Origin of the sequence: Agrobacterium salinitolerans (assembly GCF_027498475.1) — a bacterium.
Classification (GTDB): Bacteria; Pseudomonadota; Alphaproteobacteria; order Rhizobiales; family Rhizobiaceae; genus Agrobacterium; species Agrobacterium salinitolerans.
The window spans coordinates 26,084-39,037 of record NZ_JAPZLN010000002.1 but is presented as its reverse complement, the minus strand read 5'-3'; the positions used below and the strand labels follow the sequence as shown (position 1 = coordinate 39,037).

13 protein-coding genes are annotated in these 12,954 nt (G+C 60.2%); 6 read left to right on the top strand and 7 right to left on the bottom strand.

Annotated features, from left to right (window positions below; all coding sequences use genetic code 11):
- Positions 1-36: 36 nt before the first annotated feature.
- The 3 genes from cobT to O9X91_RS08935 form a co-directional block, all read right to left on the bottom strand.
- The gene (gene cobT / locus O9X91_RS08945) at positions 37-1,941 is read right to left on the bottom strand and encodes a cobaltochelatase subunit CobT (protein WP_269833689.1); all 1,905 of its coding nucleotides are present in this window, start codon (positions 1,939-1,941) and stop codon (positions 37-39) included.
- Positions 1,942-2,047: 106 nt separating this feature from the next.
- Positions 2,048-3,037: a cobaltochelatase subunit CobS gene (gene cobS, locus O9X91_RS08940; RefSeq protein WP_003523293.1), complete on the bottom strand. Its 990-nt coding sequence runs from the start codon at positions 3,035-3,037 to the stop codon at positions 2,048-2,050.
- A 68-nt stretch (positions 3,038-3,105) separates the two neighbouring features.
- Positions 3,106-3,741 (bottom strand): J domain-containing protein, encoded by a 636-nt coding sequence (locus tag O9X91_RS08935; RefSeq protein ID WP_077985232.1) that lies wholly within the window; start codon positions 3,739-3,741, stop codon positions 3,106-3,108.
- 115 nt (positions 3,742-3,856) lie between these two features.
- Here O9X91_RS08935 and O9X91_RS08930 point away from each other — a divergent pair, with 115 nt between their 5' ends.
- Positions 3,857-4,138 carry a BolA family protein gene (locus O9X91_RS08930; protein WP_077985233.1) on the top strand — a complete coding sequence of 94 codons (282 nt, stop codon included), beginning with the start codon at positions 3,857-3,859 and terminating at the stop codon, positions 4,136-4,138.
- A gap of 218 nt (positions 4,139-4,356) precedes the next feature.
- On the opposite strand, the gene aroB is transcribed toward O9X91_RS08930, so the two are convergent.
- On the bottom strand, positions 4,357-5,490 hold the full coding sequence (gene aroB, locus O9X91_RS08925) for a 3-dehydroquinate synthase (RefSeq protein ID WP_269833688.1): 1,134 nt from the start codon (positions 5,488-5,490) through the stop codon (positions 4,357-4,359).
- Between the two features lie 4 nt (positions 5,491-5,494).
- Entirely contained in the window at positions 5,495-6,076 is a 582-nt protein-coding gene (locus O9X91_RS08920) for a shikimate kinase (protein WP_269833687.1), read from the bottom strand.
- 188 nt (positions 6,077-6,264) lie between these two features.
- Between O9X91_RS08920 and O9X91_RS08915 the strand changes: the two genes are divergently transcribed.
- The 5 genes from O9X91_RS08915 (at position 6,265) to O9X91_RS08895 (ending at position 10,152) form a co-directional block, all read left to right on the top strand.
- Positions 6,265-6,438 carry a hypothetical protein gene (locus O9X91_RS08915; protein WP_035239639.1) on the top strand — a complete coding sequence of 58 codons (174 nt, stop codon included), beginning with the start codon at positions 6,265-6,267 and terminating at the stop codon, positions 6,436-6,438.
- Positions 6,435-7,430: a site-specific tyrosine recombinase XerD gene (gene xerD / locus O9X91_RS08910; protein WP_142912093.1), complete on the top strand. Its 996-nt coding sequence runs from the start codon at positions 6,435-6,437 to the stop codon at positions 7,428-7,430. Before O9X91_RS08915 ends, xerD begins: the two co-directional genes overlap by 4 nt.
- Before the next feature lie 63 nt (positions 7,431-7,493).
- The gene (locus O9X91_RS08905) at positions 7,494-8,447 is read left to right on the top strand and encodes an acetyl-CoA carboxylase carboxyltransferase subunit alpha (RefSeq protein WP_077985239.1); all 954 of its coding nucleotides are present in this window, start codon (positions 7,494-7,496) and stop codon (positions 8,445-8,447) included.
- Between the two features lie 191 nt (positions 8,448-8,638).
- Positions 8,639-9,919 (top strand): L,D-transpeptidase family protein, encoded by a 1,281-nt coding sequence (locus O9X91_RS08900; RefSeq protein ID WP_137411431.1) that lies wholly within the window; start codon positions 8,639-8,641, stop codon positions 9,917-9,919.
- Complete coding sequence (locus O9X91_RS08895; protein ID WP_142912095.1) at positions 9,916-10,152, top strand: sulfurtransferase TusA family protein; 237 nt, start codon at positions 9,916-9,918, stop codon at positions 10,150-10,152. Before O9X91_RS08900 ends, O9X91_RS08895 begins: the two co-directional genes overlap by 4 nt.
- A gap of 239 nt (positions 10,153-10,391) precedes the next feature.
- Here O9X91_RS08895 and O9X91_RS08890 read toward each other — a convergent pair whose 3' ends face one another.
- Together O9X91_RS08890 and O9X91_RS08885 are read right to left on the bottom strand one after the other, a co-directional pair.
- Positions 10,392-11,531: a CobW family GTP-binding protein gene (locus tag O9X91_RS08890; RefSeq protein ID WP_142912096.1), complete on the bottom strand. Its 1,140-nt coding sequence runs from the start codon at positions 11,529-11,531 to the stop codon at positions 10,392-10,394.
- Between the two features lie 192 nt (positions 11,532-11,723).
- A complete protein-coding gene (locus tag O9X91_RS08885; RefSeq protein WP_162520353.1) occupies positions 11,724-12,839 on the bottom strand; it encodes a D-alanyl-D-alanine carboxypeptidase family protein in 1,116 nt (371 codons plus the stop codon).
- Between the last annotated feature and the right edge of the window lie 115 nt (positions 12,840-12,954).

Sequence of the window (12,954 nt, the reverse complement as noted above, 5' to 3'; positions counted from 1 at the left end):
GCAAGCGTCTTGCAGAGGGAAGAAGCCCGGCCCCGCTTATCCGGCACGGCGCAGCCTGCGGGACGAACCGGAAGCACCGCTCGTATCCTCGAAGAGCGCCGCAAGCTGCTCGGTCATCGCGCCGGCCAGTTCGTCCGCATCCACGATGGTCACGGCGCGGCGATAATAGCGCGTCACATCGTGGCCGATACCGATTGCCAGCAGTTCCACCGGTGAGCGCGTCTCGATCTGCTCGATGACCGCGCGCAGATGCCGTTCCAGATAGTTGCCGGGATTGACCGACAGCGTCGAATCATCGACCGGTGCACCGTCCGAGATCATCATCATGATCTTGCGCTGCTCGGGGCGGCCGATCAGGCGGTTATGCGCCCACATCAGTGCTTCACCGTCGATGTTTTCCTTGAGCAGCCCCTCGCGCATCATCAGGCCAAGATTGCGACGCGCGCGCCGCCACGGCGCATCCGCCGATTTGTAGATGATATGGCGCAGATCATTGAGGCGGCCCGGCGAAGCGGGCTTGCCATTGGCGAGCCACTGTTCGCGCGACTGTCCGCCCTTCCACGCCTTGGTGGTGAAGCCGAGAATCTCCACCTTCACGCCGGACCGCTCCAGCGTGCGCGCCAGAATATCGGCGCAGGTGGCTGCAACGGTGATCGGACGGCCGCGCATCGAACCGGAATTGTCGATGACGAGCGAGACGACGGTATCGCGGAACTTGGTGTCGCGCTCCTTCTTGAAGGAGAGCGGCTGCATGGGATCGATGATGAGCCTGACGAGGCGGGCCGGATCGAGGTAGCCCTCTTCCAGATCGAAGTCCCAGGAACGGTTCTGCTGCGCCATCAGGCGGCGCTGCAACCGGTTTGCCAGCCGTCCGACGGCGCCCTGAAGATGAGCGAGCTGCTTGTCAAGGAAGGCGCGCAGACGGTCGAGTTCCGCCTCGTCGCACAGTTCCTCGGCGTGAATTTCCTCGTCGAATTCCTGGGTGAAGATGCGGTAATCGACCTTTTCATTAAAGTCGTCGAAGGGGCTGTTGGGGCGGCGGGTCTCGCCGGGCGTTTCGGAATCCTCGTCGAGATCGTCGGACATTTCCTCGTCCGACATCTCGGCGCCGTCCATCTCGCCTTCTTCCATTTCCTCCTGCGAGGCCTCGTTTTCATCGGCGGGCGTCGCGTCGGAGCCGGCCTCTTCCTCGACCTGTTCCTCTTCGGTCTCGTTGGTGCGCGGCTGGTCCTCGTTGGATTCCGCTTCCTGGCTCTCGGGCTCGTTATCCTCGTCGCCGAAATCCTCCGCCATCTGCATGGAGGTCAGCATCTTGCGCACCAGCCGCGAAAAGGCCTTCTGGTCGGTGATGACGCTGGAGAGATCCTTGAGGTCGCCGGCGGCCTTGTCCTCGATGAAATCGCGCCACAGATCGACAACCTTGCCGGCGCTTTCCGGCGGCTTCTCACCCGTCAGCTTCTCGCGCACCAGAAGCGCCACAGCTTCGGCAAGCGGCGCATCGTCCTTGTTGTTGATGCCGGCGAAGTTGGCTTTGGCGTATTTTTCGGTGTTCATGGCCTGGATGTTGGAGGCCATGCCGGGCATGCGCAGCGCGCCGATCGATTCCACGCGCGCCTGTTCGACAGCATCGAAAATCAGCCGCGCTTCGGCGCCCTGCGGCGACATGACCGCGTGGGTATCGGCATCATGGCAGGCAAGGCGCAACGCCATGGAATCGCCGAGACCGCGGGTGATGGCGATTTCCTGCGCTGTCGGTTTCTTGGAGATTTCCGGCAGGCGCATGCGCTCGCCGGCAAGGCCCGGCCGTTCATTGGCGAAGACGACTTCGACTTCGGCATCGCCAGCGACGGATCGCACGCATCCGGCAATCGCCTGACGCAACGGCTCCGTATCGACCGCCGTACCCGGTTTTGCTCTGGAATTGTCGCCGCGCCCTGCCATTGTCTTTCCTGTCATTTGCCGACGCGTGGAGACCGCCCATCGATATGCGCGCAGTCTGCCAGCGTCTTCAAGTCATCGAAATCGTCTCCGGACAAGCCGGGGACGATCAGGCGCTGAGAACGATGTTCGCAGCGCTTTCCTTCAGCTCGACGCCAAAGGCCCGCTGATACTGTTCGGCAACCAGCGTGCGCTCCAGCTCGTCGCACTTGTTGAGGAAGGTTACGCGGAAGGCAAAGGCGAGATCGCCGAAGATTTCCGCATTTTCCGCCCAGGTGATGACGGTACGCGGGCTCATGACCGTGGAAAGGTCGCCATTGATGAAAGCCGAACGGGTGAGATCGGCCACGCGCACCATCTTGGAGACGGTTTCACGGCCCTTCGGATTGTCGAAGCTCTTCACCTTGGCGGCGATGATGTTCACTTCCTGCTCGTGCGGCAGGTAGTTCAGCGTGGTGACGATGGACCAGCGGTCCATCTGCGCCTGGTTGATCTGCTGCGTGCCGTGGTAGAGCCCGGTCGTATCGCCAAGGCCGACGGTGTTGGCGGTCGCAAAAATGCGGAACGCCGGGTGAGGACGGATGACGCGACTCTGGTCGAGCAGCGTCAGGCGGCCGGAAGATTCCAGCACGCGCTGGATGACGAACATCACGTCCGGACGACCGGCATCGTATTCGTCGAAGACCAGCGCGACATTATGCTGATAAGCCCAGGGCAGGATGCCGTCCTTGAATTCCGTAACCTGCTTGCCGTCTTTGAGGACGATAGCGTCTTTGCCGACGAGGTCGATACGGCTGACGTGGCTGTCAAGATTGACGCGCACGCAGGGCCAGTTCAGGCGGGCAGCGACCTGCTCGATATGGGTGGATTTGCCCGTGCCGTGGAAACCGGAGACCATGACACGTCGGTTGTGAGCAAAACCGGCAAGGATCGCGAGCGTCGTATCGCGGTCGAAAAGATAGTCGGGATCGAGGTCCGGCACATAGGCGTCACCCTGGGAATAGGCGGGAACCCGCAGATCCGTATCAATGCCGAAAACCTCCCGCACGGACACCGTCGTGTCGGGCAGGTTGGAAATATCAAGGTCGATTTTGCTCATCACGTCTCCAAGGCGGGCGGCAGCCACCCGGCCACATCATCAATCAGGCGGTAAACACGTAAGTTGGCTTAGCAGAAACCTGACTGCTTTAACAATTGATATGCTTGAACAACAGCCCGAAAACGTTCTTCCGAACCACGATCGCCACCATTAGCATCAGGATGGTGCTTTTTGACAAGCTCCTTATAACGCCTTTTTATGTCTTCCTGCTTTGCGCTGGACGGAAGACCGAGCGTATCGAAGGCTTTTGCCTCCAGCGTCTTCAGTTTGCGGTCCTGTTGCATGCGCGTGCCGCCGGCCCTTCCTCCGCCGGCAAAACCGCCGGTAAAGCCGAAAGGATCGCGAATACGCGCGTTGCCGCTGGCCGAGCCGGAGCGCAAAGTGGAATGCAGCGGGCTGTCGCGCGCAGTCTTGTTCACGCCCACCGTCCAGGTGGGGCGATGGCCGGTGATCGCTTCCTTCTGGTAACGGGCGATTTCGCTGTCGGAGAGGCCGGAAAAGTAATTATAGCCCTTGTTGTATTCCTTCACATGCTCAAAACAGAACAGGAAGAATTGCCCCTCGGCATTGCGGCCGACGGGTGCCCGGTGAACGCCCGGCTTGTCGCATCCGTCCCACTGGCAGGTTGGGGCCTGAACCTCAGGTTCCCGCTCCCTTTTCCGGCGCGTGCGGATGCGGTCGAAATATTTCGAATCCAGTTTCATGATGCCCTGATTATGGGGTGCGAAAAGCCGCACAACAAGAATTGACAAAGTGGAATGTTACAGGCTTTTAGGTAGCCCCTTTCAAAGACCAGCCAACAGGATTGGAGCCCTCTGCATGTCCCTGCGAGAACGCATAGAAACGAAGCTTCGGCAGAGCTTTTCGCCGGAACGCCTGAGGGTTGTCGATGAAAGCCAGATGCATGCGGGCCACCAGCCGGATATAACCGGTACGGGCGAGACACATATGCGTGTTCAGATAGTGTCGGAAAGCTTTTCCGGCAAGTCTCGCGTCGAACGCCATCGGGCGATCAACGCTGTTTTGAAGCCGGAACTCGACGCCGGGCTGCATGCGCTGGCGATAGAGGCGGCGGCACCGGGGGAAGCGGTGCGGTTCTAGGTGGTCATTGGAGCCGAGAGCAAGCCCCCTCATCCGGCCCTTTGGGCCACCTTCTCCCCGGCGGGGAGAAGAAACCGGGCGGCAACGCCTTGCTCAAAGCGCCAGCGCCGTTCCCCCGTATAGCATTGCCAAAGCGGCTTGTTCTTCTCCCCGCCGGGGAGAAGTGCCGGAGCGGAGCGAGGCGATGAGGGGGCGCCCTCACCGTATCGCTCAACATCTCATCCCGGATGCTTCTCCGTCAGGAACGACTGCACCTCGGACGCCGCCACATCGTCAGCCACGAAGGACTGGCCGATGCCGTGGGTAAGGATGAAGGTGAGCTTGCCGCCCTTGACCTTCTTGTCCTGCGCAATCGCCGCCATCAAGGTTTCGACCGGCGGCAATTCGCCGGGAATATCCTTCATCGTGGTCGGCAGACCGACGGCCTTCAGATGTGCCTCGACGCGGGCGGCATCGTCGGGGCTTGCCAGATTGAGGCGGGCGGAGAACTGGTGGGCCAGCACCATGCCGATGGCGACGCCTTCGCCGTGCACCAGCCGCTTGCTGTCGTAATTGGTTGCCGCTTCCAGTGCGTGACCGAAAGTGTGACCGAGGTTCAGAAGGGCGCGCACGCCGTTTTCTTTTTCATCGGCCACCACCACGTCTGCCTTGGCCTGGCAGCTGGTCGCAATCGCCTGAATGCGGGCCGGGCCGCCGGTGCGGATGTCATCCCAGTTTTTTTCCAGCCAGAAGAAGAAATCCGGTTTGTCGATCAGGCCGTATTTAACAACTTCGGCATAACCGGCGCGGAATTCCCGCGGGCTTAGCGTATCCAGCACCGCCGTATCCGCCAGCACCAGATCGGGCTGGTGGAAAACACCGATCAGATTCTTGCCGTGGCGGGTGTTGATACCGGTCTTGCCGCCGACGGAGGAATCCACCTGCGACAGAAGCGAGGTCGGTATCTGCACGAAGCGCACGCCACGGCGCACGATGCCGGCGGCAAAACCGGCGAGATCGCCGATCACGCCGCCGCCGAGCGCGATCACCGCATCGTTACGCTCCACCCTTGCGGAGAGAACCGCATCGCAGACGGTGACCAGATGCTCGAAGCTCTTGGTCTTTTCGCCAGCCGGCAACGTCAGCGAGACGGCCTCAATGCCATCTGTCTGCAGCCCATCCATCAGGCCTTCGAGATAAAGCGGCGCAACATGTTCGTCGGTAATGATCGCCGCGCGTTTGCCCTTCAGCCGCGCCGAAATCTCGCCGCCCGCCCGGCCGATGACGCCCGGCCCGATCAGAATGTCATAGGCGCGCTCGCCAAGCGGCACATGGACGAGACGTTCATCGGCGTGAATTTCGGAAGGCGTCATGGGATCAGTCTTTCTGTTCGATGCCGACTATGGCGGCCAGCACTTCGGTCACGATGATTTCCTTGCGGACATCACGGGATTCGATGGTCAGATTCGCTTCTGCATAGATCGGATAGCGTTTCTCCATCAGGGCCGCCAGCGTGGCCTTGGGGTTTTCGGTCTTGAGAAGCGGGCGATGATCGCGCTTGTTGACCCTCTCCCACAACACCTCGAGATCGGCCTTCAGCCACAATGAAATGCCGCCGCGCGCGATGTGCCGACGGGTATTGTCGTTGATGAAAGCACCGCCACCGGTGGAAATGACCTTGGGGCCGCCGCGCAGCAGCCGCTTGATGACCCGCGTTTCCAGCGCCCGGAATTCTTCCTCGCCATAGGTAGCGAAAAGTTCCGATATCGTCATGCGCGACACGCGCTCGATCTCGACATCCGTATCAATGAAAGGAACCCTGAGCTGCTGGGCGACCATGCGGCCCACCGCCGACTTTCCAGCCCCCATCAGCCCGACGAAGACGATGTTGCGCCGTCCGAGCTTTGCCCGCGCTTGCTCCCCGAGTGTGGCCGGGACGGATAAATTCGTTTCATTCATAGATTTGAAAGCCCGTTTGGCATGGATATCTGCAAATGTTTACGAAGCGTCAAGCCAAATTGCTGACTGAATTGCGGTGAATCACAATCATCGCCGCATGCGGCATGGGGCGGAGCGGGCATTTTGATCTTGTCGCCGCGTTCACCGCACCGCATATAAATTTCGACCGCCACTTTCACGGAGCCGCCATGCCCACCCTCTTCCGCTTCACGATGATACTGGCGACCATCGCGGGGCTGATCTATGGCGGCATGGTTCTGCTCGTCATGGTCGTCAAACCGCGCGACCGCGAAGTGACGGTCCGCATCCCTTCCGAGCGGCTGAACCCGCCGTCGACCGAACCGGCAAGGCGCACCCCATGAGCGGACAACCGATGGCAGGGCGCGACGGTACGCGGCTGGAAAGTTTTCTGGAAATGATGAGCGCCGAACGCGGGGCTGCCGCCAACACGCTCTCTTCCTATGAGCGCGATCTTTCCGATCTGCGCGAATTTCTCGGTCAGCGCGGCCAGTCCCTGACGCAGGCGCAGACGCCTGACCTTTCCGCCTATCTGAGCCATCTTTCCGCGCAGGGTTTTGCCGCCACCTCGCAGGCGCGGCGCCTCTCATCCATGCGGCAGTTTTATCGCTTTCTCTATTCGGAAGGGCTGCGCGGCGACGACCCGACCGGCATCATCGACGCGCCGAGGAAAGGTCTCGCTTTACCGAAAACGATGAGCGTCGCCGATGTGAACCGGCTTCTTGGTCTCGCGGCGCAGGAAGCGGCAACCGAAGGCCCGGGCCAGCTTGCCCGCATCCGCATGCATCTTCTGCTCGAACTGCTTTACGCCACCGGCATGCGTGTCAGCGAACTCGTCTCGCTGCCGGTCAAGGTGCTGCGTCAGGAAGGCCGCTTCCTGATGATACGCGGCAAGGGTAACAAGGACCGCATGGTCCTTCTTTCCCGCGCCGCCATCGAGGCGATGGAAAAATACGAGGCTGCCAGAAAGGCGCTCGCATCCGAGAAAAGCAAGGTGGCCGCTTCGCAGAAAAAACCGGAGACACCGGAAAGCCCGTGGCTATTTCCTTCCAGCAGCAAGGAAGGCCACCTGCCCCGCCAGGTCTTCGCCCGCGACCTGAAGGACATCGCCATTCGTGCGGGCTTAACCCCGTCCGCCATATCGCCGCACGTCCTGCGCCACGCCTTTGCCAGCCACCTGCTGCAGAACGGTGCGGATCTGCGCGCGGTGCAGGAACTGCTCGGCCATTCCGACATTTCCACGACACAAATCTATACACATGTGCTGGAAGAACGCTTGCAAGAGCTGGTACAAACGCATCACCCCCTTGCCAAACAGGGCAAAAACCTTGATTAGAGCGACCGGAACCGCCGGATAATCCGGCTCAAACCTTGCGCAAAACGATCGGAAACGGATCTCATGCACAATTATCTCGACTTCGAAAAACCTATCTCGGACCTTGAGGGCAAGATTATCGAGCTGAAGAAGCTTGCCGATGAAGACGAGAGCATAGACACCTCGGAGGAGATCAACCGCCTGGAATCGCGCGTCAACGACGCGATGCAGGACATCTATTCCAAGCTGAACGCCTGGCAGAAAACGCAGGTCGCGCGTCACCCGCAGCGTCCGCATTTCGTCGATTATGCCAAGACGCTGTTCACCGATTTCACGCCGCTCGCCGGCGACCGCAAATTTTCCGAAGACGCCGCCATTCAGGCCGGCCTTGCCCGTTTTAACGGTCAGCCCGTCGCCATCATCGGCCAGGAAAAGGGCAACGACACCAAAAGCCGCCTGAAGCATAATTTCGGCAGCCCGCGCCCGGAAGGTTACCGCAAGGCGATCCGGGTGCTCGAACTGGCCGACCGTTTCTCGCTGCCGGTGATCACCCTCATCGATACGGCAGGCGCCTATCCCGGCGTCGGCGCGGAAGAGCGCGGCCAGGCCGAAGCCATCGCCCGCTCGACGGAAATGTGCCTCAACGTGAAGGTGCCGATCGTCTCCGTCGTCATCGGCGAAGGCGGCTCGGGCGGCGCAATTGCGATTGCTACGGGCAACCGCGTCTATATGCTCGAACATGCGATTTATTCGGTGATCTCGCCAGAAGGCGCCGCCTCCATTCTCTGGCGCGATTCGACCCGCGCCAAGGAAGCCGCGACCAACATGAAGATCACCTCGGAGGATCTGAAGGCGCTCGGCGTTATCGACGGAATCATTCCCGAGCCGATCGGCGGCGCGCATCGCGCTCCCGAAACCGTCATCAATGCGACGGGTGACGTTATCGCCACGGCTCTGGCCGATCTTTCCCAGCGCTCGGGCACGCAGCTGCGCGCCGAACGCCGCCAGAAATTCCTGGATATTGGGCGGAACCTCTAAGTCCGGCCTTATTTTCCTTTGATATCGCCCCAACTCGGCCATAGTCCGGTCACATCAAAAGATGTATCGGCGGCCGCGGGGCGAATCCGATTTGAGTTAAGAAGATGTAAACGGTTAATACCGTATTTAAAATACACACGGGACGGTGTAGAACTGCCGCCGTTTCGTGCCATCGTCTTTCGGATCAGATCATGCGTTTGACACATTTTGCACTTCTTGCCTGCACTGCGCTCATTCTTGCCGGTTGCAACGACACGCTCGAAACCGTCGAACGCGATGTGTCCCACATCAAGAACAAGGTCGATTACCCGCTGTCTCCGTCCATCCTGGCCGAGATCGACAAAAAGGGCATGGATCGCACCTCGCCGATCATGATCCGCATCTTCAAGGAAGAAGGCGCGCTGGAAATCTGGAAGGCCAAGCGCGACAACCGCTTCGACAAAATCGCCGAATACCAGATATGCGCCTGGTCCGGAAAGCTCGGCCCCAAGGTGAAAGAGGGTGACCGGCAGGCGCCTGAAGGTTTCTATAACCTGACGCCTGCGCATCTCAATCCGAACTCGAAATATTACCTCGCCATCAATACCGGCTTTCCGAACCGCTATGATGCCGCCAATGGCCGCAACGGCACCAATCTGATGATCCACGGTGCCTGCTCCTCCTCCGGCTGTTATTCGATGACGGATGCGCAGATTCTTGAAATCTACGGTTTTGCGCGCGACGCCTTCAAGGGCGGCCAGAAGACAGTGCAACTGCAGGCCTTCCCCTTCCGCATGACGGCGGAAAACATGGCCCGTCATCGCAAGAGCGAACATCTCGAATTCTGGAAGATGCTGAAGGTCGGATACGACAATTTCGAAGTGACCAAGCGCCCGCCGGAAGTGAATGTCTGCGAGAAGAAATATGTCTTCAACCAGCAGACGGAAGGCGGCAGCTTCAATGCGTCTGCCCAATGCCCGGCCATGAGCACACCGCCGGCGCTCGTCAGCGCACTCTCCAGCTACGAGAAGACCTACGATCTCGCCTATGAAAAGGCGATGAAGAAATATGACGGCATGGCCTGGTACGATCCGAGCGAAGCCGAGCGCAAGGCGCTGGTGGCCGAAAAGCGCAAGGGCCGCGAGCCCGCCTATGCCCCGACTGGCTCGGCGCTGAAGGCCGGCAAGCTGATGAAGGAAACCGAATATGCCGCGTTGATGGAGAAAAAGGCGCAGCAGGTGACGTCGTCCTCACCGGCGACGACCGCAACCGCCTCTTCCCTGCGTGGCCCGCGTCCTTCGGCAGTACAGCCCGCAGCACCGCAATCGAACCCGGCCCCCGCGGCACCGACGATGGTTGCCTCGGCTACCCCCGCAGCAGCCGGGCAGAGCGTCCCGGTTCCGGCCATGAACCCGCTTGCCTATTCCGCAGCACCTGCTGCTCCGGAAGCGCCGGAAAAGAAGCCGTTCTGGAAGTTCTGGGCCAAGGAATGAGCGACACGGCCGAGATCGTCTATGATTTGAGGGGGCTTAAATGCCCCCTTCCGGTTTTGAGAAGCCGCAAGAAACTCGCAACCCTGAAGGCGGGAGATGTTCTGACCGTCGAGACGACCGATCCGCTGGCGGTGATCGATATTGCGCATATGTGCAATGAGGATGGGCATAGCCTGGTGGAAACCACTGCGCTGGATAAGGGACACCGGTTTCGGATTTTGAAGGGCGGGTAACCGGCGTTCAATGCTGACGCTCCGGGCTTACCCCCTCTGCCCTGCCCGGCATCTCCCCCTCAAGGTGGGGAGATCAGTTGCGGCGACTGCTCGTTTTCTCACCAGCTCTGCACTTCGGGTTGCTGTCCCCATAAAGATGGTCGGAGCAAGCCGCTTGTCGATCCCCCTTGAGAGGGAGATGTCCGGTAGGACAGAGGGGGGTGAACCACTCCCACCGACCTAGACCATCACGACACGCCCTAAAACCGCAACCCGGAGACCGCCAGCGGATTATCCGTCATCGCCTGCCTGTCCGGCCGGTCGACACCCGGTGTGCTTGTGAAGGCCGCGAACAGGTCCTGGACGAAAGCCTCAGGCAAATCCTTCGTAATCAGCACCATACGCGTACGCTGATCGACCGGATCCGGCCAGGCCGCTAGGCGCTCGGGCGTGTGGAAAATATTCTGCACCCCATGCAGCACCAGCGGCCGGCCCGGATTATCCGACAGCTTGACAATGGCCTTCATGCGCAGAAGCTTTTCCCCATGCGCCGAGCGCAGCAGATCCACGAACATGTCGATCGCCATCGGGCTGACCGGTTCTTCGTGAACGATCGAGAAAGAACGGATAGACGCATCGTGCCGGGCCACGTCGTGGTGATGGTTGTCGTGTTCGCCATGATAGTGGTGGTGATGACCCTGTTCGTGATCATGTTCATGGTGATCGTGCTCCGCCTCCTCGCCCAGCCAGCGACCGACATCGGCATTCTTGCTGCCGGCGTCGTAAAGGCCGTTGTCGAGAAGCCCCGCAGCGCTCCAATCGGTTTTGTCGCCATCCTCAATGATCGCACGCGGATTGAGCGCTTGTAGACGGGCTGTCAGCGTGGAAATCGTCGCGGCATCGGCAAGCGCGCGCTTGGTCATTACCAGACGGTCGGCCACAGCGGCCTGTTTCACCGCCTCCTGGTGATTGTCGAGCGTGGAAAGGCCGTTCACGGCGTCCACCACGGTAATCACACCGTTCAGAACGAAATTCTGCGCTATGACCGGGTTGCCCATTACAGACTGCATGACGGGGGCAGGATCGGCAAGGCCCGTCGTCTCGATCACCACCCGTTTTACCGGCTTCAGCTTGCCTGTCTGGATGCCGTCCATCAGTTCCGCCAGCGTATCCACCAGCTCGCCGCGCACCGTGCAGCACAGGCAGCCTTCCGCCAGTTCGATAATGCCCTCACCAGCGCTTTCGACCAGCATATGATCGATACTGACATCGCCGAATTCATTGATGATGATCGCCGCATCGCTCATCGCCGGATCCTTGAGGAGCCGGTTGAGCAGCGTCGATTTTCCGGCGCCGAGAAATCCGGTGATGATGGAAACCGGGATGCGATCGCGAGACATGACCTGCCTGTGTGTTGATGGCCGCTCCGGCAGGTCACTGGACGACACGAAACCCGGAGCCGCTTGGAGCTAAAAGAAATCGCCCGCGCCTGCAAGCCGCGAGCGACACTGTAATATCATAACATCATCGACCTGCGAATACACAAACCGCATTGCAACCGCGAGGCTCTCCCTTAAGGAAATCACCGATCGTCAGAATGTCGGGCGCGGGATCGGAATCGGCACGTTCGCGAGTTCGCCCTTACCGGCTCCCTTGGTGGCATTCACCGCCACCGTCTCGCTGCCGGGAATGAGGCCGGCGAAGGAATATTCGGGCGGGCGGGTCATTTCCTGAACATAGGGGGAATGGATGACCATGCGGCCGGCCTCGTCGCGGCTTTCGCTGCGCACCTTGGCGGCCTTCGGGTTGCAGATCTCGGCGCTGATATCGTTCACATCACCGGTATCGCCATAGGGCGCCAGCGCGGCCAGCGAAACGCCTTGGCCAGAAGGGGCCGTCAGACCCATCTGCAACAGATCGGCCGACTGGTCGGTGCGCCCGGCGAGGCTGTCCGCGCCCAACACGACCGTGATGACAGAGCGGCCATTGCGCACGGCCGACGACACCTGATTGAAGCCGGAGGCACAGATAAAGCCGGTCTTCATACCGTCCGCGCCATCGAAACGGCCGACCAGCATGTTGAAATTGGCATAGTTCTTCTTGCCGGTGCTGACGCCTTCCAGCGAGAAATAATGGGCATATTCCGGAAACTCGCGCTTGATGATCAGCGCCAGCAGCGCCAGATCCCGGGCTGTCGTATATTGTCCCTTGCCGGGCAGGCCATTGGCATTGATGTAACGGGTGGAACTCATGCCCAGCCGCTGGGCCTGCGCATTCATCTGCGCCACGAAATTATCGCTGGTGCCGCCGATGGTCTCTGCAATCGCCACGGCGATGTCATTGGCGGATTTGATGAGCAGCAGTTTCAAAGCGCTATCCATCGTCAGCTTCTGGCCGGGCTTGAAATACATTTTCGAGGCCGGCTGGTCCGCGGCCTTCTTGCTCATCACCACTTCCGTCTGCGGGCTGATCTTGCCGGCCTTCATCTGCGAAAAGGCGATATAGGCGGTCATCAGCTTGGTGAGCGAAGCGGGATACCATTTGCGGAAGGCTTCCTGATGGGAAATCACCTTGCCGGTTTTAACATCGACAACCATTTTCGGATTGGCATTGGCCACGGGCGCCGCGGCGACGAGGCCTGCGGTCGCGATGGCAATAGCTGCGGAGAGCCGTCGGGCGGCGTTTGACGATTTAAAAATCTGTGGCAATGCTTGTCCTCGAATTCCCGTCTTCGGTCGGGGAATGGCAATATTCACCATATATGTCCTAGCAATGGCAAAGTACATTGATTACGTCAATTATGCGGCGCACTATCCGGCACGG